The following is a 24,962-nucleotide window of genomic DNA, read 5'->3' on the forward strand; positions in this document are numbered from 1 at the left end:
AATGAATGGCTCTTTCTAAAATATGACACTCTTCTTAAGCGAATTAATTGTAAGGACGTTAGGTGTTTATTGGTTTATGCTTTCAAGCATTATTTAAATAGCTAGGTCACAACATTTGTTGTGACCTTTTAATGTTATGAGATTGGTTTTATTCATAATGAGAGGAAAAGCAACGTTAACGTCAGCTATTAATGCTCAGTAATCACAAGGATAGTGTTAAAGTAGATCATCAATGTTAATGCGATACTTATAAGTTAAGAAAAAATTATATTCTTTGAATTGTGAGGCATCACTTTGGGTTATAGGGCTAAAGTTGTAAATCGACATAATGTGATTTCCTTTATTTGCTTCTAAGTAGACACCGACAGCAAGACCGACTTTGTCCAAGTTAGCTTGTTTAATCTTACCGTAATCAGGGTGCGTCACATCTGTAACTTGGTAGTCCCCTTTGAGTTTCAAGTACCCAAGTCCCAATCCTGTTCCTAATTTTACATTCCACTCGTCTTGGTTGTGACGGTTAAAGTGGTAAAAGATGACCGGTACAGCTGAAAGGGCGTAGCCCGATATGGACGTTCCCAAATCAATGCCAGTGTCATTTTCGCCAATTTCCTGTTTATCGGCTTTGAATATACTCCAGTCAAACTGCAATTGAACACCCACATTCGAGTCTTTACTAAAGTAGTATTCGTCTGACAGGAGCGATACCGTCGGGTAATACTTCATGTCACTGGTCATGCGGGCAATTGTTCTTTCACTATCATCTGGATCTTGAATATCAATACTATTTATTGTGGCCTGTATGCCGATAGCTAACTCAGTGGCCAGCACATGTGTTGAGGCAACCAATGCGAGAAGAATAATGAGAATATGTTTCATTGCTTTTTGTGTGTTTGAATAATGAATGATAAACCGTAGAGTCATACAAATAGTCTTGTTACTAATTCATTCTATTGAGTCTGTTGTTGATAACAAGAAAACCAATACTATAGCCAATTGCCCCACCAATATATATGCTCATGATTTTAGAAAGGATGATACCATCAATTTGATTGACCATTCCAACAGACAAAACCGTCAACATGCATCTTAACGAAAATGCAAAGAAATAATTTTTGAGGGGAATAGTTAATGGTATTAGTGATACTGATAGATATCTAATTAAACTTTCGTTTGGTAGATATAGGCTAAGTATTACCCCTGTAGTTATTCCAAGCAATACTCCCAAGAATCGATATTTGACTTTCTTTTTCATAGTTGAAATTTCACCTGTACATACACTTATCGCAGACCAAAGGATCCATTCAGAGTGGTGCCACTCGAAGTAGTAACTGAAGATGCAACAAAGAAATACTGATATAAAGACGGTGATTGTTAATTCGTTATAATCTCTATAATGTTCACCTAATTCAATTTCTTTATCTTCTTTTTTTATTATCTTGCTTAAAATAAGGCAGGGTAATATAGAAAATGGGAGGTGAATTATATATGTGTTAAATAATTCATGATGCTCAATACCCAATCGGGTAATTTCCGTAGATAAGTAAAAGGCTGGAACTATAATGAATGATGAATAAACTCTTAAATTGTTTCCATAACGGCTTAGATTAAGGTAATAAGAGCATATTAAACTAGCAACTAAGGTGTATCCAACTAAGTTTTTATTTAGTAGGAACAGAATTGTACTAATTATAACTATCTGCAAAAACTGAGCGATAACTATTTTTATGGAGCATCTAAGCGTTAATTGCGTGATGATGATGGAAGTTGAAATGAGAGCCATTTTTACATATATGGGGTCATTTTTTATTGCATACATCAATAGGCTTGGTACAATGCCAAAAAAAATAAGATAAAACTCTTTTCTTATTGTGTTTGTTAAACTTAGCATTGCTGTTCCTTTTCAACTGAGTAGTAATTTGTAATGTTATTGATGATTAATTCTTTTAGTTTTATTGCTTTAGGATCAAGCTGCTTTTTGTTGTATAAATAGAAGTGGTTCAATGCATCACATTTGAAATCTTTTACTTCTGGTATCGATGTTATTCCATTCTTTTTTAAGAGTATATTTCGGTTTATAACTAAAATGCCTATTTCGTTTTTTAGTAACTCAATGGCTTGCTCTATATTAAATACAGAGATGAATTCTAACTCATTTTTATTGATATCGAACGTTCTACACCATTGTTCAAAGTCACTGATTAATTGTTTGTTTTGTATTGAGATGAACTTGCTTTTTTCAATTTTATCACATGGTACCCCAAATAAAGATAATGTGTCTCTTTTAGATATTAGGTGTTGGTCGTAGAGGTTACTTTCTGGCAGTGAACCATATGATACTATAAAATCTTCGTTGTTATTCGTGTCATCAATGTGCTTGAGAGATAAATTATCAATAATATCTTTGTTTTCATTAAGGATAGGTATTATGACATCTAAAGCTATAGAACTTGTGCTACATATTGTTATGTTTCTTTTCTTTTGATTTATGAATCCCTCTTCAATTGTTTCGAAACCTGTTTTGATGTTATCAAAGAAAGCTTTACCATCATGAGTTAATTTAATATTTTTTGTGGTTCTTATCAAAAATACACTATTGAAATAGGTTTCAATTTTTTTTATGTGTTGGCTTATTGATGAAGTGCTTATGTTTAGCTCTTCTGAAACATCTTTGTAATTCAATGTCTTGCATACCTTGTAGAAGACGTAGAGCGAGTATATGTTTGACATTTTTGACATGTGTTTAGCCTTGATTAAGAAAAAGTTGATGGTTGTTTTAAAACTCTAAATTAACCTTAATAACTACGTGTAGTATATTCTACATTATCCTTTTTTCAATAGGTGAGGTTATTAATATGGTTCACAACTCTATTTTCGTAATGGTAGATGTAATTAATGATATAGTTCATCCAGAAGGTAAGCTTTCATGCTTTTCCAATAAATCTGAGTTTTCTGTGTTTTTGAATAATATGGATAAAGTTATTGGCAAAATGAAAGAGATGAATATTAAAATAATTCAATCAAAAGTGCAATTTTCAGATTCTTATATTGAAATGCCTTTATGTTCACCATTATTGAACCCAATTAAATCTACTGGTGCTCTAGTGAGAGGTACATGGGGTACTAAGACTGTTGATGGTTTAAATATCGCTGATGATGTAAAGGAGTTTGAAAAGAATGCAATAGATCCATTCTCTAGTACTTTATTTAAAGAATACATATTATCTAATAATATAAAACATATTTATCTTACAGGTGTTAGTAGTCGTTGGGCTATTGAGTCGTGTGTTCGAAGTGCACACGATTTAGATATAATGATTACTGTGATTAGTGACTGTTGTGCTGCTTCAAGTTCAATGGAGCATGAGAATGCACTTGATAATTGTAGAATGTTAGCTGATGTTATCACTCTGCAGGACTTATAGTTATTGAAACTGATAAGTTTTTAGAGTGGTTCGTTTGTTTTAAGTGTGGTCTTTATTGTGAGGGTTTGTTACTGAGTGCTAAATCTTCATTTAAATGTTTTATTAAGCTCTTATAAGATAAATGTGATCTTGGGTGTATTACTTGGTTTTGTTTTTAAATGACAAAAGATGAGAATTTGTATGTCATCCAATAAAAATGAGTTTAGAGATTTTAAGGAGGAGATTGGGGTCTTTAAATGTCGTGCATTTATTGCTTTTTTATGCATGATTGTTTTGTTTGGTGTATTGGTTGCAAATTTATATAATTTGCAAGTTGTGCAATATGATTCTTATCAAACTTTATCTATTAATAATCGAATTAAAATAATACCTATAGCTCCAACGCGAGGACAGATACTAGATAGAAACGGTGTTTTGCTTGCTGAGAATCGGCCAATATATTGTTTGAGTATTCTTCCGGAAATGGTAGGGAATGTGGACTCATTGCTTGAACGTCTTAAGAAATACATTGATTTCAAGACTGAACAAGTTAGGTCTTTTCGAGAGCGCCATGAATATCCACTTAACTATCATCATGTGATTATTCTAAATGAATTGACTGAAAAACAGATCGCTCATTTCTCAGTTAATCAGTATAAATTTCCAGGAGTCTCAGTGACGGTTGTTTTAAAGCGTCATTATCCTTATGGGAAAATTCTGACACATGTATTAGGTTATGTCTCCCATATCAATGAACATGACATTAAACAACTTGAAAAAGCAGGGAAGCTAAAAAATTATCAGGCTACAAACAACATCGGTAAATTGGGTGTTGAGCGTTATTATGAGGATCTACTGCACGGTACTCAAGGTTATGAAAAAGTGGAAGTTAATAGCCGAGGCCGAGTCATTCGTCGAATTAATTATGTTCCCCCTGTAGACGGCAAGGATCTTGTGTTGAACTTGGATGTTGAACTCCAAAAGTATGCTTATAACAAGTTGGGTAACCGCCAGGGTAGCGCCGTGGTGATAAATCCCCAAGATAACAGTATATTAGCGATGGTATCGACACCAAGCTATGATCCAAATCTTTTCGTTAATGGTATATCAGATACAGATTATCGTCTTTTGCTTAAGGATCCAGCCCACCCGTTGATAAACCGCAGTACTCTTGGCGTTTATCCTCCGGCCTCGACGGTTAAACCGTTTATGGCTGTTGCTGGACTTCAGGAGAAGGTTATCACTGCCCAAACAGTTCGGAATGACCATGGTGTATGGCGTATTCCAGGCTCAAAACCAAACTCTAAGGCTTGGCGCGATTGGAAACGTTGGGGACATGGCCGTGTCGATGTTACAAGAGCTATTGAAGAATCGGTAGATTCTTTCTTCTACCAGGTCGCATTTGATCTAGGTATCGATCGTATTTCAAAATGGATGCGCCAGTTCGGCTTTGGGCAGCTTTCCGGTATTGATATTCATGAAGAAACCAGGGCAAACATGCCGACTCGTGATTGGAAATTCACCCGTCATCACAAGCCTTGGTATAAGGGGGATACTGTACCGATCGGTATTGGTCAGGGGTATTGGACCGCAACGCCCATTCAAATCGCAAAGGCTACATCTGTACTCGTTAACCATGGGACTGTAATGCCACCACATTTGCTAAAAGCGGTCTTAGACCCTCAAACATGTTCTGAAAAAAAGATTAAGGTTAAGAAAGAAAGACTCCCATTGTTTGATAGCGTATCCGAAAAAAACTGGCTTATTTCAATTAACGCTATGCGTTTGGTGAATCATGGAACGCATGGTTCAGGTCGCCATGCCTTTAATGGTACTCAGTATGTCAGTGGCGGTAAGTCGGGTACTGCGCAGGTGTTTGGTCTAAGAAAAAATGAAAAGTATAATTCTATGACACTCTCTAAACAGCTACTTGATCATGGGTTATATACTGCTTTCGCACCGTACAAGCATCCGAAATTTGTAGCAACTGTGGTCATAGAACATGGTAATGGAGGGGCGAGAGTTGGTGCTCCTTTTATTCGGCACGTGTTTGATTATTTATTGTTAGATCAAGGTAATAAGCGTAAAAAAAATACTGTTTTTATTCACTGTCAGCCTACTGGTGTTGTAACTTCTGGTTAAAAATCAATATTTTAGCTTAATCGATTCCTTACCTAAAACCTACCGAGTTAGAAAGTATGTTCAAACTCGGTAAGCTATTTGCCTAGTTGGACTCTAAACTATAGCCATCATTATCTTTCAGAATTCAAACGTTGAACCCTATTTTTATGGATTGCTTGGTAGTTGTGGCCGTACTTTCGGGCAAAGCTGAGCTGGGTTGGGAGACATCGGTCCTAGTGAGTTTATGGTAGTGGTTAAGAAGCCAAATCCACTCATAGTGGTGTCCCGGATCGATGTGCGTGCCGGTTTGGGGACCAAGTTTAAACTCGGCATCGAAAAACTCTGTCATGTGATTTTGTTGTAGGAAATGATTTTCGAATAGTTGGTAGGGCGCTTTAGCTCGCTCTAGCCACAGTGCGTTGTCGGTAAGTTCAAAGCTGACGATCAGTGCTTCGAACAGGTGCATGTGTGGGTTTTGACCTTTTTGGCTATCTTGCGATAGATATCGGACTCCATGGTTTTGATCGGTTAAATGATGAGTGATGAACTCGCAAATCACCGCCATGTTGTCATTTGAGGAGGTGAGCTTGTATTTAGAAGTTGAGGGCCTTCAGATTGTGATAGTGAGACTGTTTAGCGCCAGCTTCATAATACTCAAGACACTAAATAACCCTCAGTTCTATCCGGCGGGGGGAGGAGCATAGATTAGTTGAATTGCTGATTTTTTTATTTTTCGACTGAGGCAATTTTGTGTTTTATCCCATCCCTAACGGTTAGGGTACTCCCTCCGATATCGGAGGGAGGGGAATAGGCAAGATGTTTTCGTCATAAATTTCATAACCACTTACCTCAGGACATTAGCATGAGACAAATATAGAAATTTAGTTACGGGACACAGCCTAGAGTTCGTCATCCTTGACTATCTTTTTTATGGCATTTGCTGAGCAATATGCGCCAACACTTGAGCATCCGCATAAGAGAATACCGTGTTTGGCTGTGAGTTTTCAGACGGCGCTAAGATCACCGGCAAATAGTTATGTTGACCCATCAAGCTTTCGACATCACTTGTTTGGTGTGCCAATCCAATGATGTGCGATAGCTCATGCAACATGACGAACGAACCAAAATTCGTACTCAAATCAAAATCACTATTAAATATCATAGCATTTCTATTAGAGAGTTTTACCCACTGAGCCCCGCCGCGAATCATTGAGTTTTGATGCTCTGCATTGGGCAGCGGTGTTTTATAAATAATGACATTAGAATCCGCCCAATTATCAACAAATTCCACATGAGGATGATAACCTAGTGCCTCAAGTGACGTTTTCATTTTCTCAATTGTGGTTTTAGCTTGTTTTATCTCGGCTTCTGATGATAAGTGTATGTTGAACTTGAATATACCATTTGGCCCAAGCGCATGAGGCATTATTGTATAATCACCGCCAACCGCAACATCTTTTAAAGCCATATTCATAAATAGACGAGGTGTTAAATTATTAACGTCACTGCGAGCAAAATTACTATCGCCACGTGTTAGTGCGAGTCGATATTGTGTTTTTTCAGCCGGCTTATAAAACTTATACATCGCATCGCTAGGCACATTCCACGATATATTATAGAAAGTATCATTATCTACATAATTAGTATCAATAGGACAAGCGTACGTGAAAGAGAGTCGCTTATCGTTTGAATAATCAGAGTTAAATGCAAGTAATTCTTGAGTAGTTGCATCTTTAATACCATCAAGATAGCATGTGATCTCAGGAATTTTAGACGATTTCTCCGTTCTAGCATTATTCGCCTCAAAGGAATAAGGAACTAAGGAGATCGTCGGAGCAATGGTATGGTAAAGAAACGCATTGAATTCAGGCTCTGTTATCTTATTGCTACCATCACTTGGCGCAATCAAAAGATTCTTAATTGAATCGACATTTCGATAATAGACATGATCAAAAGTCAATGTTAACCGTGAGTCCTCATCCTGTAATTTAGCATTAATAGGTAGGTGGCCATTCCCGTAATTCATTCCACTTCCATTAAATAATCGTATTTCCAGTTTGTTATTTTGTGAAACTAGCTTTTGTTGCAGAGTCTCATATCGAGTAGAAGTCGAATCAAAATCCGAGCTTGCCCACACAGGAGAAGCTAACATGGTTACACTTATTGATATAGCTAATAAATTTTTGTTAAACATAATTCTTCCTTTTGAATTGTAATTTAAATATGAGAGCTGATTTATATTCAAATCCAAAGTTATATTTGAATAATTGCTCATTCAACGTACTTATATGAAAAATTAATTGTTGGCTTTAAATATTGCGATTAACCAGTTTTATATTGTGCTGATATGGATTATCTCTACTGTCTAAATAAATTAGTGTAAGCATGCCTAGAGATAATAGTGCGCTTACAAGTATTCTTTATGTACTGTCTGGAATTGACAGTTCAGCTCATCATAAACATGAATATTATCTAGATCCTGCTGACAATTATGAAAAGAGCTGATAGCTGAGATTATTTCACTTGAGAAAAGAAAGTATTATAGTCTTCTAAATGCCAATTTTTTATGATCTTACCGTCATGTACTTCATAAATATCAACCGCTGGAAAGTCAACAACTTGTCCCTGACCTATAATATCTCCCATTCTGCCGTTAAAGTTGCCTTTAAAACGGTATCGAATCGTTGCAAAGTCTCCAGTTATGAGTAAATGCTCAACTTCTACATGTAAATTAGGTACGGCTTTACGGAAATTTTGAGAGGCTTCCAGTACACCTTCAACACCTTCTTTTCTACCTTCTGGCGGAGTCATATCTTTAAAGTTTTCAAACAAAGCTTCACGAGCATATATTTCGTCGCCCGTATCCCAAAACTTGGCGTAGTTCATGGCTGCTTGTTTAATTTCTTCTGTATGTGCTGATGGAACGGCACTGACAAAAATTTCGGGTGTAATTTCATGAGCTTGAACTGTACTACCTACTAACATGGCGATACCTATAGCTGTGGTCTGAATTGAATTTAAAATTTTGTTTTTCTTCATGGGGGAGTCTCTTTTTTATTTAGCTTGAATCCATTGGCACCAAGCTTTTGCAAGCATTGATACAGGGTATCAATCAAGCGCTAGCCAAGCAGAGCGCCACCATCGACGTCAATCACGGCACCTGTCATATATGTATTTTGAATAAGAAGCAGGTATGCTTTTGCCACTTCACTGGCTTCGCCGACTTTTCCTACGGGCAAGCTATTTTGAGTGCTTTCATACATGGCATTTCTGTCGTCTTCATTCATGCCTTGGTAGGCCTCGGTTTTGGTTAACCCCGGGCTGACGGCATTAACACGAATAGGAGCCAGCTCTTTTGCTAATACTTTGGTGGTCGCTTCGATTGCGGCATTAATGGCTGTTTTTACGTAGGTGTTGGCTACGACTTTGCGTGACAATATGCCTGAAGTTAGAGTGATTGAACCGCCTTTCTTGATGTAGCGTGCGCCGTGTTTCGCGGCATTAATGGCACCCCAGAACTTGGTATCAAAGGCGTGTTTCGCTTGGGAGACGTCAACATCTACAACTTTGCCTGCTGGCGCATAAGAGCCTGCTGTTATGATTAGGTGGTCGAAGGTACCGATGGTTTCGAAGTAGTGGTACACCGATTGTTCGTCACTGATGTCTAATCCTGTTTTGCGACTGGCAACGTATACGATGGTGCCTTCACTCTCTAGTTGTTTGGCAAGTTCAGCACCAATGCCTGATGTGCCACCTAATACGACGTAAGACGTTTTCTCTGCTGTCATAACTTGTTTCTCTAATGTCGTTTTTATGAAGTTAGTATATTAAATTGAGTGAATATGATAATTAGGTGATATTCGAATTCACTTTTCACTTCAGCCGAATAATAAAGTTAAAGGAGAGGCCGTGGACAAGTTTTCTAATATGACGATGTTTGCCAGTATCGTTAAGAATAAAGGGTTAGCAGCAGCAGGTAGAGAGTTAGGTTTATCTCCTGCAACTGTCACGGCAAGACTGCAAGCGCTGGAAGATCGCTATGGGATTAAGTTGCTCCATCGCAGTACAAGGCACATTTCTTTGACAGAAACTGGGAGTATGTATTATCGAGCTTGCCTGGAAATTATTGACAGCGTCAAAGAGACGGAAAATCTGCTCCAAACGGGAACGAAAGAAGTACGCGGAACGTTAAAAATTTCCGCTCCTCGAGATATTGGTAAACAATACATCTCACCGATATTGTCGGAGTTTAGTGAGCAATATCCTGATGTGGTACCTTACTTATACTTGAACGATAACTTATCTAATTTGGCGGAGTCGGGGCTAGATATCGTAATCCGCTACGGAGAGTTGGTAGACAGCAACCTTATCTCTCGTAAGCTCGCTTCCAGTCGACGTGTCTTGTGCGCTTCTCCTCAGTACTTGGCGAAGAAAGGCATGCCAATAACGCCACAAGATTTAGCTGAACATGATTGCCTAGCCATGGTGCGTAGCAATGAAGAGCTGAAAACATGGCATTTCCAAGATGAAAAGCAACATAATGTGGTTACCGTAGTGCCAAAGCGTTTCTCCGATGATGGTGAGATCATTCGCCAATGGGCATTGGGTGGGGCAGGTATTGCGCTGAAGTCGATTCTCGACGTACAAGAGGATATCAAGCAGCAGCGCTTAGTTACGGTGCTCAATGGTTATATGAAGAATTTCAACGCGTCGACTTCTTCTACGGGGGCTAACTTGAACGTAATATACTTAAGCCGTCAGTATCAGCCGAAACGACTTCGTTTGTTCCTCGATTTCTTGATTGAACGTTTTGCTGCAAAGTTCGGTTAACGCAAATCCTCATTGTCGCTTCGGTAACTTTTTCTAATCTAAACGCCCGATACCTGGCACATTCGCACTGATGAAGGCCTCTGGTCGGCTGTTGCGAGTGATTGTTCTATGAATAGAGTGATGGCCTTCTAGTTAACTCTTCCTTTTTAGCAAAAGACAGTGGGTACATCGCTCCATCGGGAGTGAGGGTTTTTGAGCTGGCCTGACTCCATTCTTTCCCCTGTGGTTCCTGTGCCTTTGGCGCCCAGGAATAGTGTGTTTTTACCAAAAAGTGCGTTAATGCTATCGAGCGCTGACATTTTCCTCGTGTCTTCAATAGGGGCAAATAAGTCGCCTTGATCATGCCTGGAATCGGTCACTTCAAGGGCGGTGACGCCTATCTTATATAAAGGTATCCACGTTCCTTTCTGTGGTATCAGTCTGGGTATGGCCTCTGAGAGTAACTTCAAAAACATTGCGGTGTCACTGCTTGGATAATCCAGTTTCACGCATGTGCCGCCAGAATATTTTTGATTATCGTAAGGTGATGTTCGGCAGAAGAACTGGATCGTCTTGATTTTGCTCTGTTGGTTGCGTGCCTTGGCACAGACTTCATGGACATGGTACGCCAATGCTTGTCGTAATTCTTCGACGCTATGCAGTCGTTCCTTGATGCTGCGGGTGCTGCTGATCATGTCTTTGATGTGTAGTTCATCGGGCTTTCGCCAGTTAAAGATTCGCTGTCCATGCAGTTCAGCAATCAATGAGGTAATAGGCCTGCCGAACTCCTTTTTCATCTTTTTTACATCGGCATGTTTGAGTTCAATGGCTTTATTAATACCCATGTGCTTTAACCGGGCGTCAATTCTCCGGCCGACACCCCATAAATCTCCAACTGGGATTGTTGAGAGTATCCGGTCGATTTCTGGGAGTGACTCTAGTACGCACAGGCCTTTATAGCCCGGTTGCTTCTTTGATGCCCAGGCTGCCACTTTAGCCAGTGTGCAGTTGTGACTTGCCGCTGCGCCAATGGGGGTGCGGGTGAGCTTGTAGACATTGCGCCTAACCTTTTGAAGATAATGTAACGCATTGATGTGGCAAGGCATCTGGCAAAACACCTCGTCGACACTGTAACTGCTGCTTTCTGGGAAATGGCTTTTGATTATGGATTGGAATTGTTCTGAATGATATCCAAACAGGTTAAAGTTGGCTTCAAGTACTTGTACGCCTAGCGTATCTATTTTGTCTTTGTATTCAAATACAGGTTTGAATTTTTTCAGGCCACACTTGTCCGTTGCAAGCCGGTTCGCTGCAATAATAATTCCTTGGTTACCACTTGTGACAACTACCGGCTTTTCGCGGTATTCAGGGTGCAGAATACCACTGGCTGAGGCATAGAAGCGGGTACCATCTAGGATGGCTATTAAGCCTGCCATTGTGGGATCACTTGTCGCTGAAACGAGATTGAAGCTGTAACAACCCCTTCGATAGCCAGTGGTCCTGTAATTGGTGTTTGGATACCCAAACCGTCATCGAGTGTGCCATTTGATAAGTTCAGCAGGCGGCATTGAAATGCATTGTCGGCATATACGACCGCTAGATCACCTTGCTGATAATCAACATCACGGCGGACTATAAGCAATGAGTTGTCCCTTACTCCTAAACCAGCCATCCGTGAACCATTTGCTTTTGATAAAAAAGCGGCGGCCGGCATGGGAATAAGTGCGGCATGAAGTTCTTGCTGCAGTTTACCTTTAGGTAGCGGTGGAGCAGGGCGGTGGTGACGGATAATGGCTGTGGCGGTACCTATCACGGTTAATTCTGATTGGATGTTATGGATTTTGGCTAAAGGTACAATTGATTGCTCGCCATATTGTTCAGCCAAGACTAAATCCGTCGATTCCGGTTTCATGGACGCATCAACCACCACCCAGTCATCTTTACGAACAAGGACCGATCTATCGGAATGAGCTTTTTGATAGATGAACGTAGATGCAGGGCGCAGGATAATATCACCCAAATTCAGTGGTTTTTCTCGATATGGGGTTGTTGGGTTCTCAAACCCTGTGAAACCAGACATTGAATGTACCGATACTGTTTATGTATACAGTATATGTTAGCGCTAGTGATGAATCCTGACAACCATAGGCTATTTCGTTTGGTTGGTAATTCATCAGAATTGCTGGCTTTGCAGGAGGTTAATAGCCGCTGAAAACTGAGTGAGTAGCTGAAGTCGCCAAGCTGAAGCGGCAACACGCGGAGTAAGCAGAAGAGCTAGAAATTGTAAAAGGCGCCATCTACTTCGTAAAACCTTAAGTACATTGCTGCGAATTGATGCTCGAGCACATGATGTATTTATCTGGTTTACGAATGGTTAACTTCACCTCGCACGTTTATGCCCCTTTTCTAGTTAGAGTAAAGACTCACTCGTATGACTCGTATGTTGTTCATCGCGTATTGACTTACTATACCTAATGACTCGGGACATGAGTGTTAGATAGACAGCAAAGGCCTGACGGCTTTCATCAAGAAAATCAGCGTTGCCTCTGTCAATGTTCAGCCTGAACAGAGCTACGATGAGCAAAAGGATGCCCTGATCAACGCTGTGAAATGCGAGCTGAAAATTGCCGCGGCGAAGAAGGATAGCGACAAGGCTTTGGACACCCCTATCGCAGACTTTGAGACCAAAGGCGTTTATGTCCGCAAACGGGTGAAGGGACGGAATTTCTCGTATGAGTCTGGTCGTTTGCCTAGAGCGATGCTGAATGAATTGGATCGGGTGATTGGGAAGCACAATACCTGAATTTTCCTACTATCAACAAAATAAGTTATTAGTAATCAAGGGAGCCTTTGGGCTCCCTTTTTGATAGGTACATATTTGGTTTAATAGTTATCTACTGGTACTAGCCTTGCTCACTATAGAGTAAAGTATATAGCTTTCTCGCCAACACTAGGTGAAAGAGAGCGATCCATACCTAACTCTATCGGTTTAATAGATATTGATAACTCCTCACTTTCGACTGTGTAATTTGCCCGCCCAAACATAGTTTGAAGCTCGTTATTTGGATCGCCTTTTGTGATTAACTCCTTGTTCAACAGATCAGCGCCAGCTAAAACAGGCATGGCCATAGTTAGGAAGCTGCAGTTAAGCGCAAATTTGGGGTCAGTTACCAGTTGTTTATAAGGAGCAGGACTCAGCTCTATGTCCTGAAGCTCCAACTCTCTAGTCGTAATCACCAGCTTTAACTTATTTGCGCTATTCACAAACGACATGTCGCCAACTACAAGTTGGCTCGGGTTGTTATATTCCGCATGAGTATCTAGTTCTTGGTTGAAGTTGAACACGCAAGCGATATGCCCTAGGCCCTCGGGATTTACATCTACGTCAAGGTTGCTATCGACTGATACTTGAATCGCACCATGTATAGTTGCTTTTGTTAATGCATCTGATACAGCTAAGCTTCTAAGATTTGCCACAATTTGACTGTTTTCTATCTTGTAATGCCCTTTAACTTCTACAACCTCTAGTGCTTGATCTCCGATACGTATTGTTTCTCGGATTGTCTTGCATTTTGCAACGCGTATCTCATTTTCTGTGTCATTAATTACTCTTTTCGACTCCCTATCAACTTTACATTGGGCTTTACGGCGTTGACAATTGATTCTTCTTGTTTCTCTTTCTGCTTTGCATGCAGCCTCTGCAATGCATTCGTCAGGATGGCGCCATCCACAATCGTATCCATCGCACATACTAGAATAACTGCAGGAATAGTCGCAACTATCCCCTTCAAAAGGTCTACGCAGTCCAGAGCAGTTAGGAAGTTCTAGGCGGTCAGCAATTCTGACTTTCTCCTTAAAGCCATCTTTAACATCGAGAATGTGTTTAGCTTCAATTTTCAAATCGAGATGTGCGAGATTTCTGTTAATCAAGCCTGACACAGCCCTTTTCTCGATAGCTGCAATAGTAGTACTTGATCTCAGTTGCTTTGTGAGCCCAAATTTATCTTTGAGGGTTAACTCAGCCTGACTAATTAACTCATTATATCGTTGAGAAAAATCTTCCACAGTTATACCGGATTGGGCTTCCAATGGAGCGTTCTCGGATCCCTTGCTCACAGTAGACGCGATGACATTTAAGTTTTTGGGAGTCATGATAAATGCCATGTCTACCCGTTGCGGGTTTAAGTCTAAACTGTCACCGCTGACCGTTATATTCGGTGGTACATTTTCTAATTCAGACCATTTGATAGGCTCGAAGAAATCAAGGTCAAGCCGGACTGGTATAGGGTCAGACAAAAACATGCCATTAATGTTATCAATGAATAAATCTAGTACAGACGATATAGAGGAGATAACCGGTTCATCTACGCCTTTAAATCTAATAATACGGTCGCTAAATTTGTTCACAGCTTCCAATTGTAAGCTGTGAATTGAAGGCCGCAGAGCGATTTTGTTGATGCCAGGATCGACCGTAAGAAGCCCTTTCAAATATGCATAAACAGGAAGTTCAAGAGCATCTATCGTCACAGTAGCATCAATATTTATCTCAATACCTTGCTCTACGAGCTTCAGTTTATAGTCTTTGATAAAGATATCTGACAGCCCTTCAATATCAAGTTGCTGTATCTTATTCATAGCTCTTGATTTTTGAATGCTTTCATCAGCAATTGCCACAAAGTCATCTTTTGAAATGGAAACCCAAAGTTCTGGACTAAACCGATTGTCCTTTAATTTTTGCAAGTTATTGTCTACTGATGCCTTTCGTACCGAGTATGTATCTAAAGGCGGCATTAGCTTGTTAACTAGTGCCGTGACGCCTTCAAAACTGATGTAGATAACGAATAAAGCAGCGATTAGACTGGAACATATCAGAACAGATTTTTTCATGTTAATCCCTTATATTAGCTAAAAGTTTTGTTTCTTGAACCAAATGCAGCCGCGTTAAATCGCTGTTCACGACAAGCAATCACGTCCACTTAATGAGCTAACCAATTAGAGATAGTGTGATTTCGTTTTACGACAGAACCATACGTGATAGCCATAACGTTGACTTTACCCAAGCTTGAGTCGACTTATTGCGAGTATCATTTTCACTATGCCTATTAACTCATAAGCATGGATTATTCTGTGCAGTGTGATGTGAACTAAATCACAGAGTTGAGGGAATTTTTGGTCAAAGAGGTGAACGGAATGATGCGCTAAGCAGCGCAGTGAATTCTGAGCAGGGAGCTACTTTTTATAGCTCTATGTAGTGGTATGGTGAAGCGATAAGAGGTAGGTGTAGTGGCCATATCTGTACTAATTACCAATAGATATCATTGCTATCCCATTGTAAATCTTGTTTATCGTGTTATATTTATCTTGATTTCGAGTGCTTAGGTTAGTGGTTAGTGGTGTGGGTTCAAATCCTGCCCATCTTGTCTTGTCCTCAGCTGCCGTTACTTTGTTGATCGTTTGTTCTTATGTGAAGAATCGTGTACTAACAACATTGGAGCCTGGCCAAAATCCGGGCAAGGAGGGTAGCAATATGGGGAAAGCAAAAATGTACGCAAAATATGTGGTTGCTTCAGTCGCTGATGTAGCGTTGGCACTGGGGGCAAGCTTTTTGGCCTCGGTAGGCCCACTAACCTAAGCTCTCTTTATTATACTTCAATCACCTAATTTCCTTTATCCTTCTCGCTATAGGCGAAACACTGCGTAAGTTATTCGCTCTGTGGTTTATTCTAGGGCCTAATAGAGTCCATTATCACAACGTTATAGGTCTATTCAGACCGCGTTAGCAGTCAATGCTCTCAAGCAACAAAGTTGTCTAGCTCATTCGCCCAATCTAAATTAACAAAAAACAGAAAATTCCGAGCCTAAACGCAACTCACTCTATCACTGGAGGCAGACGTGAAAGTGAGTAAGCAATAAGCTTTTAATTTTAACAAAAAGACTCCATACAAACGGTTATGGCTCTAACAGCTAAAATTTGGCGCAGTTTCATCCCGTTTCGTGCCAGCTTCATCACTGGCACGATTTTGTCCAGAAACTTCACAATTGGCACATCGTAACTCAGAAGTGCCCCAAAACGTTTTAGGTCGACATAACTACTACGAGTTTTTAGTTTTAATGTGCCATACAAATGCTAATCAATTTTGACTTGTTATTAAGTCTGGCAACTACAGCCAATATTCCAATAGAGATACTTATGACCATATTGATGCAAATGCAGCATCTGAAGATTTTGGTTTTGGTGCAGCTTCATCAATGGAAAAGCGAATTGGGATATTGAAAGCTGAACCGAAACCGATAGCATCACCTCTAGGCAAACCTGAAATTTCACTAAGTGTATGTTCATTGCCGTTTTCTATTGAATATCTTAATGCATTGATATCCCTCTCGTTAGTTAAACGCAGAGAGATCCAGTTCGAGCACATGGCGAGAACAGTTGAAGATAACTCTGATGGTCTCTGTGTACTTACGAGCAATGAGCAATTAAATTTACGCCCTTCTTTTGCAAGTCTTTCGTATGCTTTAAGCTGAGTTCCTTCTTCAGCGAAAGGGTCTCTAAGGTAGTGGTGGGCTTCTTCCAAAAGAAGCAGTGTGGGGTAATTGTTGTATTGACCTCTTTGAAATAACACATCTGAGTACATTTCTAAAAGTGAACCTAAGATCATTGGGGCATGGTCGTCTGCAATGTTCTTTAAATTAATGATATGGACATCCCAATCTTGTGCTTCCCCCACTTTTTTACCAAAAATATAATCGACTTCTTTTTCAACTTCTTCTTGCCACATACTTGCAGGATTGTTGATAGCTTGGTCACCTGATAGGTTAACTACATTATTAAAGCGTGGGTCATCGGCGAGTTGTTGAATAATCTTAACTAATGGTAATACGTTACCATAGCTAAAAGCATCCCTTTTACTTGCGCCGTTAGGTGTGAATGCTTGGCAGCCGAACTCTGCGACGAGGTTAGCTAGTGACTTAAATGGAGGCCATTTTTGAAAGGGGGGTATTGCGTTACTTCTCAACTTTTTCAGCCACAGGCTTAATTGCTCTTGCCCGTCTTGCCGACAATCATCAACTAGTTCGAACCAAGTTTGAGTGGTTGAAGGTGATATGGTTTCTCCAGTCCATATGGAGCTATTAGAGTCTGCACAAACCATATGGAGTGATTTCAATGCATTTCGTAGTGCAGGTAGTTGCGTTTTATCGCTTGGTCTTAGTAACTTGATTAATCCAGCATAGCCAAATGCTTGATAGGGGATTCGATGATAAACAGGGTGTTTACCGTCAAAAACCTCGGGGGGCGGAGGTGGTACTGCTAAAGGCGAGAATAATTTAGCGGGAGAAGGTGGAACACTTCCTAAGATTGTCTCCTTAACTCGTGTTTGCCCAATAAAAGCATCAGCATATTCGCCATTTATATCGAATATAACGATTCTAGAACTTTTGAATTTTCCACGAATTCTTTGTGACAACAAAGCATTGAAATTTGATTTTCCATAACCTGTACTGCCTAGCACGGCAAGATGTCTAGAAAGTAGCGAGTTGATGCCTACATTAATTTTCGTTGTTTTGGTTCTAGAATCTCGACCTAGCTCAACAGTGGAATTCTTTTCATCTTCATTCACACCATAGATACTTTCTAGGTAGTCGCTCGATAGTGGAATAGCTTTCGCGCCTAGCGTAGGTAGCTTCCAACTCTCAGAAATAAATTTTCGATTATCGCCATCCTGACATACATAGCCGATGGAATACGCTATGAGTTGCCTTAAAGGAGTGTCAATTACATTCATCGTCCCCACATTAGAAGAGTGGGCTTTATCAGGATCAACAAATGCCATGTCTGTAACTCTGGCAATCACAAGATTAGTACCTGCATCTAATCCAATTAAATCACCTGGCTGAGAAACAGAACTTATACCGCGTCGGTGAGATGCTAATTGACCTTTATGTCCTTCCAGTAAGTTAACGCGAATTTTCGTTCCCTCAAGAGCAACCACATACCCAATAGAATCAATAGTCTCAATGCTCATATCTGATTTCCACTTTGAACTAAATCATTGATCGCAGCTACAAGATCTTGCGTTGAAGTATCTCGAGGGAATAAAACTGGTTTCGGGATGTATTTAACAAATGAATCGAAGTAAGCAGATGAGCCTCCACCAACAATTGTAATTTGATTCAATGACAGTGATTTGAGCTTTTTAATACACTTTTGAGGTTCGCTTAAACCTTCGGCATCTACCGAGATTTTATCAAGTTCAGGATAAAAAATAACAATATGTAAAGATGGGTTTAGTAGTGCACCTAGAATTATCCGATTGATATGGTAGTCACCAAAACCATATCCGTTGATGATGATAGCTGTTTGAGGCTTTGATAAGAACTCACTAAACCGACGAAACATCTCGCCATATACAAAGCCGATTGTATGGTGGTACTTATTCGCACCTGGATAAATTAAGAATTGCTTGTCATAAACAGGCTCTCCATTTAGCAATGGATCAATATAGCGACTTTTAGCCAGAGCAGAGGGGATTTCTTTAATGTCACTGTTATGCTCTTGAATCCATGACAATGAGCCATGTAATTTATGCAAGTAAGCATGATAGTGTCCAAATCTGGCTTCACCTTTTGCATTAACGTTTCTGAAGCTCAAATCAAAATTTTGGGGTTGGAAAGTTCTCGTATGAAGTCCAGAAAAACCATTAACAAGTTGGATGCCTATTTCTTCGGCTGCCCATTCTAATGACAGATCATAGTTGGTGGTGAAAAGCATCGGGGCTGCTTGACCTGGCTGGCGATTTGAAATTAATTTTTCAAGCAGTTCTCTGTGATATTTGAACTTGTCTTGAGACCCTAATTTCTCATCACCAAAAGATTCTTGGTTTACCAGTAGTGCAGCTTTAGTTACTGATTGATATAAGCAAAGGAGGATTTTCTGAAGCTTGCCCACTGGTTGGGACTCAAAATCTGTTTCGATGTTTAATGGTGTTGTCTTTTTGTATACCGATAAATATTGAGTTACTTGATCTAAAAGTTGCTCCACATTTACATCTTTATTATTAATATTTTCTTGAGTTATGAGATTAAAAGTAAGTAATTCATCGAGTAGATCAGGCGAACAGTTTATTGCATCAAGCCATACTCCTTCCATTGTCATACCGCCACATCCTACGGATGCACCAGCACCAAGAAGAACACCAATGTTTTCTAATTGGCATAAAGAGCCTAGATGACTTTGAAAGTCATCCTCAGAAATTGCAATACCACCTTGATAGATAAAGTTACTCATTTGATTATTCTCAAATAAAAACACACTGAGAATATTGTGCAACTTTATGTGTATAAAAACAATGAATCACGTAGTCAAATGAGCTGAGGAAAGACAAGTATCTTATTGTACTTTCTACACATGGGATGAGTGTGTAGGCTTGCAAGGTTGGTCGTTAAACATTCTTATGCTTTACAAGTGAGTGAAGTGGTTGTCCTAACTCACTATTGTCCAATTGTGAGTTTCAGAGCCAGGTGCTCCTAACGCTAATCGCTATAAATAGGAAAATAATCCGTACCCAAAATCTGTATCTTGGAAGGCAAGTACACTAAGACATAACTATAAAAACTAATGGAGAGTTATAGCTTTTCACTGTGGATTTTACTGTTCATTGCTATAATTATCAGTTAGGTCGTATTGCATTTTGCTATTATTAACCAATGATAATGTATTTAAATCCAACGCATATTGTAGTGTTTTTTTGAACTTGATTTACGTAATGTTATTGATTTCACGGTGGTAAAATCAATAATGCCAACATCTTTAATGCAATCGTAGATGCTAAATCTCCAAGCTTTATTTTTAATTGAGTGCTGTTTAAAACCACCCAATGCAGAATTTGTAAAATGCTAATATAACGATTGAATCTAGCCTGTATTTAATTCGCTGGCTAAGTTAACAATTTTTTTCACCCTGTGATTACTGTAATGTTAACTTTCAGAAGAGAAAAATTCAGAAGAGAAAAATTCAGAAGGGTGTTTTATTGAATGTGTTTCTTTGCGATTATATTGAAATGTAACACACCTCCAATGGTTAAAATTGGTTAGTATGGTTGAGTTGTTAGCTTAATTGTTTGTCGCTATATCCATAATAAAGCCTCATTTTTTTGAAGAAATTTGGCATTTTATCGTCAAAAAAACAAACTACATTTTTAATATATAGCTAGAGACAAATAGACTCGTCATTTTCTAAGAGACAAATAGAGTTGCTGCTTTTTGTTAGAGACAAATAGGTGGTCATTTGTCACTTCAGTAGACTAGTAGTGTTATTTATTAAACTGCTAGAGGGAGGATTTTAGTGATGGAAAAAATCGCGTAGCTACAAAAAAATATTTACGATTTAATTGATGAAGAATTTCGTTTTACATCCATGTTATAGAAGGCGGGGATGAGGGATGTTGCGAAAAGGGGAGTTGTACGTTCACAAAGAAAGGTCGATTCGTCGGAGAAAACCACGTATGAATTACAGGTGATTTTTCCACGTTATAACTTTTCAATCAGGTGGCATCAAATCAAGTGGGTAGTTCAGTCAGGGAGGCGTCACAGGTTATTGAAGACTGTCCCACAACCAAAATCCAAATCAGGATACAAACGTGGTGATTTTAAGTGTGCTGGTGAATGGGAGCTGGAAATTATCAATGCGTATTGAAGAAGCCTTTCAACCAATAGGATGAAGCTGAAAAAACTTGGCCTTATGCACAAAGTGTTAACTGAATTGACAAAGACTGAAGGTGTTGAGTTTGAACACGTAAATATTTACGAGCGGGTAGAAGTCAACAAAATGTCCATCAGCGACTACAAGCAACAATTCGCTTAAACACTTCAAAATTTATTGTGAGATTTTAACACTTAAAAGGAAGTCCGTATCGAACGTATAGTCAATGGTTAACTGACGCAGGAGGAATTAAAGATTTTCCATGTGGCGCTGAAGCGCCCTAAAAAGCCTCTGGTGCTTTCCGGTATTATATTTTAGTGACCTGTAACCTAAACAGTTTAAAGTCGTCAGGCAGCGTTTGGGGGAGTATCTGAAGGATGATTTGGTCGTACATTCAGCCAAACCCGACATAAAACCAGAAAAACTCTAATGTTGAATGGGTTTGGCATGACGAAAGCAAATGAATTTAAGTTAATTACATGCCGGAACGCAATATGTGGAGATTCCGAAAAGTGCATCTGGATGAGAAGTATTCGATTTAAGAAGTATTCGATTTATGCGGTTGTAGATAGCAATTACAAACTAACAACACGACTAGATCTGACAACCTACTCTAAGTCGCCTTTGTCCTGTTTTAAGTTTTATGCGTAGCTTGGTAGTTTGTACCGAGAAAGTTTCAAACACACTTTGTTTACCTCCGCTGGTAAGCTCTTCAGGCCCGTGGTTGGTGTTTGCATAACAACTGCAATTACGTTAGTATCCGCCCGACTAATATTCACTCAACTTGATAAGGAGAACGACAATGCGACGTAATAAATCTTCTTACAAGCCTCGTCTGGGTTAATCCAACCTCTCTGTTTGTTGCCCAGCCTTAGGCTTGTCTATCCACATATATCTATTCAAATTCTGTATGGAATTGGACTATGGGCAACTGTATTCAAAACGTTTCTGCGCGAGCCTCTTTGGTTGCACGCGGGGACACCTGGATCGAAAGCGATGCGATCCAACAATTAATCAAAACCTCTGAACTTTCTGGTGTGATCCGAGCTGTGGGAATGCCTGACTTGCATCCCGGGCGCGGTTATCCGATCGGTGCAGCTTTCTTGAGTGAGGGGTATATCTATCCGGCTCTAGTAGGCAATGATATTGGCTGTGGTATGGCTGTTTGGTCTACGGATCTAGCTGTGCACAAAATCAAGCTGGATAAGCTCGAAAAGCAATTGGGCAATATCGATCAGCCTTTAGGCGATGACTGGCAAGAGATGGTCAGGAAGCGCCAACAAGACAAGCAGGTTATGCCTGGTGTGTTTGATTCGGCACTGGGAACCATTGGTGGGGGTAATCACTTCGCTGAGCTACAAATGGTTGACGAAGTCTATATGCCGGAGCAACTCGCTGCGGTAAACCTGAGTGTTAAACATCTCTGTTTGCTGGTACACAGCGGCTCACGTGGGTTAGGTGAGCAGATCCTCAGGCAGCATGTAGATAAGTATTCTCATAAAGGGCTGGATGTTGGCTCGGACGCTTTCCATGAGTATGTGGAGCGTCACAATCATGCTTTGCGCTTTGCTGAGCTTAATCGTGAGTTCATTGCCAGAAGGCTTTTATCAAACCTAAAGACTCGTGGTGAAATGGTTCTGGACGTGAATCATAACCTTGTTGAGCCGTATTCACTTGGCTCAGGTTGGGTTCACCGTAAGGGGGCGACACCTGCAGAGCAAGGGATGGTGATGATCCCTGGCTCTCGTGGTGATTACAGCTATTTGGTGCAAGCCCGACCTAGTGACACCAGCTTATGTTCTCTGGCTCATGGCACCGGGCGTAAGTGGATCCGCAGTGGCTGCAAGGCGCGGCTATCGTGTAAGTACACGGTGGAGCAGATGAAGCGTACTGAGCTGGGTGGTCGTGTTATCTGCGGCAGTCGTGAGCTGATGTACGAGGAAGCGCCTCAGGCGTACAAATCTATCGACAACGTGATCAGTGCGATGAGCGAGGCTGGGTTAATCGATATTGTCGCCCGATTTCGTCCTGTGTTGACCTACAAGACGAGAGGGACGCAGGGATGATGATGTTGCAACTCAGTGCTGGGCAAGGTCCAGCAGAATGCTGTTTGGCTGTTCAGCAGGCGCTAAGACAGCTTGAGAAGGAAGCGATACAGCAAAAGGTGACAATAACGGTGTTGGAGGCTCTTGAAGGGCCGGTGAAAGGCTCCATGCGTTCAGTCCTGGTTGGGCTTGATGGCGATGCTTCAACAACTCTTACAACGCGTTGGGTTGGGTCTGTATTGTGGGTCTGTAAAAGTCCACTGAGACCTAAGCATGGTCGTAAGAACTGGTTTATCAGCTGTCGTTTATTCGAAGACGCTGACGCTGTTTTAGATAGCGAAGTTACCTTCCAGGCGTGCCGTTCCAGCGGTGCAGGTGGGCAGCATGTGAACAAAACCAACTCAGCAGTGCATGCGACGCACTTAGCGACAGGTATTAGTGTCAAGGTTCAGACGGAGCGCAGTCAGCATGCGAATAAGCGTCTTGCGAAGGCATTACTGGCTCACAAGTTGGCTGAGTTAAGGGAGAAGCAGGTCAGTGCTCAAGCCCAAGAGCGTTGGCTGGCACACTTGCAGCTCGAACGCGGAAATCCTGTCCGAGTATTTAAAGGGGAGAGGTTCAAGGAAGCGTAAAGTTGATTAGCCGGCGGTATACATCGCCGGCTTAATTATTAGTGCAATAATGTTCGCAATCGAATATTTGATAGTTCTCTGCTCTATCCGATGTGCGGCTAATTTTGGTGTGTCACTTTTCAGCAACTGTAATACAGCTGATTATTCAATAACAAACGAGTAGGCGGCACCCACTGTTGCTAATGAGTGACCAGGATTGTATTGCACAATATAACTGCCTGGTTTGAGAACGATATCGTCTACTTGAATATTAAGCACTCCTGCAGGAGAAGAACCAACGCTGACATGGCGTAAGTAATCGCTGTTATTCATTACAGGTTGATCACCTTTAAACAGGTAAATCCAGTCAGAACGTGACTGTGGTGAAAGATTTTCAGGTATCTGGTATCTCACGCTAATATTTTGTGTTGTCGCGTTTTGAACAAAGACAGAGGTCGACTGATAGTTCAGCGGGGTGGACTGATTTAATATGGCGGTGGCGACCAGAGAAGTAACGTCATTTTGGCGCATAAACAGCCCAATGCTGTAAAGGCCATCTAATAAATTGACACCGGCATGATTGGTTTCGATTGTTTTATTGGCAAACTGCCCTTGAGATACTCCGTCTAGGTATGTCAAACCAACAATTTCGTTCATCGATTTTGGCGCACTCAGTCCTTCCCATACACCAACAAAGGCTCCCAGACCGCCAAGGTTACTGTTCAGTACTGTTTTTTCATCAATCATTACAGTATTTGAGGACGTAACAACGGCTTTGTTAAGGCTGCTTGTCCAAAGGTTTACTGAGCTTTTGAGGTTAAGCAGAGTTTCTTGCAACTCATGTAATGCACTGGCCATTTTTGTTTCCTTTTATTTGATTGTTCAGATAAATGTTCTGGATGTAGCGTTAGTACATCGACCTTTACTTCAGGAAAACGGCAAAATATCCAATCGGCATATACAATTTAGTGCCCATATGGGCAATATCAAATCAGTTGATATAAAAGGGCGAACAATAGAGGAAAATAGTTAATCTGAAGGCAGAACCGCGACAATCTGTGGGTTATTGCCCGGCAAGCGGTGGGCTGTCTGTCCTGGGAGTAACTGAGAGACCGCATAATCTGATCTAAGTTCTTTCTCTTTAGAGAGCCGCTTTAGGAACAAGGGCCTGAATTTCATTTTATGTGAATGAGAAAAGGAGAACGAGCATGTTTACAGCCAACTAGATTCAGCCGCTGAAAGTATGAAATACCCTGCTTGATGGTCTCTTCTACGA

At 40.4% G+C, this 24,962-nt stretch carries 20 protein-coding genes; 7 read left to right on the forward strand and 13 right to left on the reverse strand.

Annotation, left to right across the window (positions count from 1 at the left end; translation table 11 throughout):
• Positions 1 to 216 precede the first annotated feature (216 nt).
• The 3 genes from C942_RS17125 to C942_RS17135 are packed head-to-tail and all read right to left on the reverse strand — an operon-like array spanning position 217 to position 2,736.
• Entirely contained in the window at positions 217 to 921 is a 705-nt protein-coding gene (locus C942_RS17125) for a hypothetical protein (protein ID WP_007468040.1), read from the reverse strand.
• A gap of 16 nt (positions 922 to 937) precedes the next feature.
• The gene (locus C942_RS17130; RefSeq protein WP_007468042.1) at positions 938 to 1,888 is read right to left on the reverse strand and encodes an FUSC family protein; all 951 of its coding nucleotides are present in this window, start codon (positions 1,886 to 1,888) and stop codon (positions 938 to 940) included.
• On the reverse strand, positions 1,882 to 2,736 hold the full coding sequence (locus C942_RS17135) for a LysR family transcriptional regulator (protein WP_007468044.1): 855 nt from the start codon (positions 2,734 to 2,736) through the stop codon (positions 1,882 to 1,884). The genes C942_RS17130 and C942_RS17135 overlap by 7 nt, the downstream gene beginning before the upstream one ends.
• Positions 2,737 to 2,852: 116 nt before the next feature.
• Between C942_RS17135 and C942_RS17140 the strand changes: the two genes are divergently transcribed.
• Both C942_RS17140 and mrdA read left to right on the forward strand, forming a co-directional pair.
• Positions 2,853 to 3,422, forward strand: coding sequence for a cysteine hydrolase (locus C942_RS17140; RefSeq protein WP_036800792.1), 570 nt, complete (start codon positions 2,853 to 2,855; stop codon positions 3,420 to 3,422).
• Positions 3,423 to 3,602: 180 nt separating this feature from the next.
• Positions 3,603 to 5,543, forward strand: a complete 1,941-nt coding sequence (gene mrdA, locus C942_RS17145; RefSeq protein ID WP_051035853.1) for a penicillin-binding protein 2 — start codon at positions 3,603 to 3,605, stop codon at positions 5,541 to 5,543.
• A 124-nt stretch (positions 5,544 to 5,667) separates the two neighbouring features.
• Here the strand turns inward: mrdA and C942_RS17150 are convergent, their stop codons facing one another.
• The 4 genes from C942_RS17150 to C942_RS17165 form a co-directional block, all read right to left on the reverse strand.
• Positions 5,668 to 6,087: an AGE family epimerase/isomerase gene (locus C942_RS17150; RefSeq protein ID WP_007468046.1), complete on the reverse strand. Its 420-nt coding sequence runs from the start codon at positions 6,085 to 6,087 to the stop codon at positions 5,668 to 5,670.
• Between the two features lie 363 nt (positions 6,088 to 6,450).
• Positions 6,451 to 7,716 carry a hypothetical protein gene (locus C942_RS17155; RefSeq protein WP_007468048.1) on the reverse strand — a complete coding sequence of 422 codons (1,266 nt, stop codon included), beginning with the start codon at positions 7,714 to 7,716 and terminating at the stop codon, positions 6,451 to 6,453.
• Between the two features lie 320 nt (positions 7,717 to 8,036).
• A complete protein-coding gene (locus tag C942_RS17160) occupies positions 8,037 to 8,561 on the reverse strand; it encodes an ester cyclase (protein WP_007468050.1) in 525 nt (174 codons plus the stop codon).
• An 80-nt stretch (positions 8,562 to 8,641) separates the two neighbouring features.
• Positions 8,642 to 9,310: an SDR family oxidoreductase gene (locus C942_RS17165; RefSeq protein ID WP_007468053.1), complete on the reverse strand. Its 669-nt coding sequence runs from the start codon at positions 9,308 to 9,310 to the stop codon at positions 8,642 to 8,644.
• Between the two features lie 121 nt (positions 9,311 to 9,431).
• Between C942_RS17165 and C942_RS17170 the strand changes: the two genes are divergently transcribed.
• Positions 9,432 to 10,352, forward strand: a complete 921-nt coding sequence (locus tag C942_RS17170; protein ID WP_007468055.1) for a LysR family transcriptional regulator — start codon at positions 9,432 to 9,434, stop codon at positions 10,350 to 10,352.
• Positions 10,353 to 10,498: 146 nt separating this feature from the next.
• On the opposite strand, the gene C942_RS17175 is transcribed toward C942_RS17170, so the two are convergent.
• Together C942_RS17175 and C942_RS17180 are read right to left on the reverse strand one after the other, a co-directional pair.
• Positions 10,499 to 11,767, reverse strand: a complete 1,269-nt coding sequence (locus C942_RS17175) for a Y-family DNA polymerase (RefSeq protein ID WP_007468057.1) — start codon at positions 11,765 to 11,767, stop codon at positions 10,499 to 10,501.
• Positions 11,755 to 12,411, reverse strand: a complete 657-nt coding sequence (locus C942_RS17180; RefSeq protein ID WP_007468059.1) for a S24/S26 family peptidase — start codon at positions 12,409 to 12,411, stop codon at positions 11,755 to 11,757. The genes C942_RS17175 and C942_RS17180 overlap by 13 nt, the downstream gene beginning before the upstream one ends.
• A 444-nt stretch (positions 12,412 to 12,855) precedes the next feature.
• Here C942_RS17180 and C942_RS24760 point away from each other — a divergent pair, with 444 nt between their 5' ends.
• Complete coding sequence (locus tag C942_RS24760) at positions 12,856 to 13,134, forward strand: ParB family protein (protein ID WP_269744769.1); 279 nt, start codon at positions 12,856 to 12,858, stop codon at positions 13,132 to 13,134.
• A gap of 113 nt (positions 13,135 to 13,247) precedes the next feature.
• Here the strand turns inward: C942_RS24760 and C942_RS17190 are convergent, their stop codons facing one another.
• From C942_RS17190 to C942_RS17200, 3 genes are all read right to left on the reverse strand, one after another.
• The gene (locus tag C942_RS17190) at positions 13,248 to 15,218 is read right to left on the reverse strand and encodes a hypothetical protein (RefSeq protein WP_007468063.1); all 1,971 of its coding nucleotides are present in this window, start codon (positions 15,216 to 15,218) and stop codon (positions 13,248 to 13,250) included.
• A gap of 1,301 nt (positions 15,219 to 16,519) precedes the next feature.
• A complete protein-coding gene (gene herA / locus C942_RS17195) occupies positions 16,520 to 18,355 on the reverse strand; it encodes an anti-phage-associated helicase HerA (protein WP_007468067.1) in 1,836 nt (611 codons plus the stop codon).
• Positions 18,352 to 19,617 (reverse strand): SIR2 family anti-phage-associated protein, encoded by a 1,266-nt coding sequence (locus tag C942_RS17200; RefSeq protein WP_007468069.1) that lies wholly within the window; start codon positions 19,615 to 19,617, stop codon positions 18,352 to 18,354. Before C942_RS17200 ends, herA begins: the two co-directional genes overlap by 4 nt.
• Positions 19,618 to 20,763: 1,146 nt before the next feature.
• Here C942_RS17200 and mobI point away from each other — a divergent pair.
• From mobI to prfH, 3 genes are all read left to right on the forward strand, one after another.
• Positions 20,764 to 21,024 carry a conjugative transfer protein MobI(A/C) gene (gene mobI / locus C942_RS25770; protein ID WP_036800801.1) on the forward strand — a complete coding sequence of 87 codons (261 nt, stop codon included), beginning with the start codon at positions 20,764 to 20,766 and terminating at the stop codon, positions 21,022 to 21,024.
• A gap of 929 nt (positions 21,025 to 21,953) precedes the next feature.
• Positions 21,954 to 23,096 carry an RNA ligase RtcB family protein gene (locus C942_RS17210; protein WP_007468072.1) on the forward strand — a complete coding sequence of 381 codons (1,143 nt, stop codon included), beginning with the start codon at positions 21,954 to 21,956 and terminating at the stop codon, positions 23,094 to 23,096.
• Entirely contained in the window at positions 23,093 to 23,707 is a 615-nt protein-coding gene (gene prfH / locus C942_RS17215; RefSeq protein WP_036800804.1) for a peptide chain release factor H, read from the forward strand. The genes C942_RS17210 and prfH overlap by 4 nt, the downstream gene beginning before the upstream one ends.
• 141 nt (positions 23,708 to 23,848) lie before the next feature.
• Here prfH and C942_RS17220 read toward each other — a convergent pair whose 3' ends face one another.
• Positions 23,849 to 24,544: a hypothetical protein gene (locus C942_RS17220; protein ID WP_007468076.1), complete on the reverse strand. Its 696-nt coding sequence runs from the start codon at positions 24,542 to 24,544 to the stop codon at positions 23,849 to 23,851.
• Between the last annotated feature and the right edge of the window lie 418 nt (positions 24,545 to 24,962).

Source organism: Photobacterium marinum (assembly GCF_000331515.1).
GTDB lineage: Bacteria > Pseudomonadota > Gammaproteobacteria > Enterobacterales > Vibrionaceae > Photobacterium > Photobacterium marinum.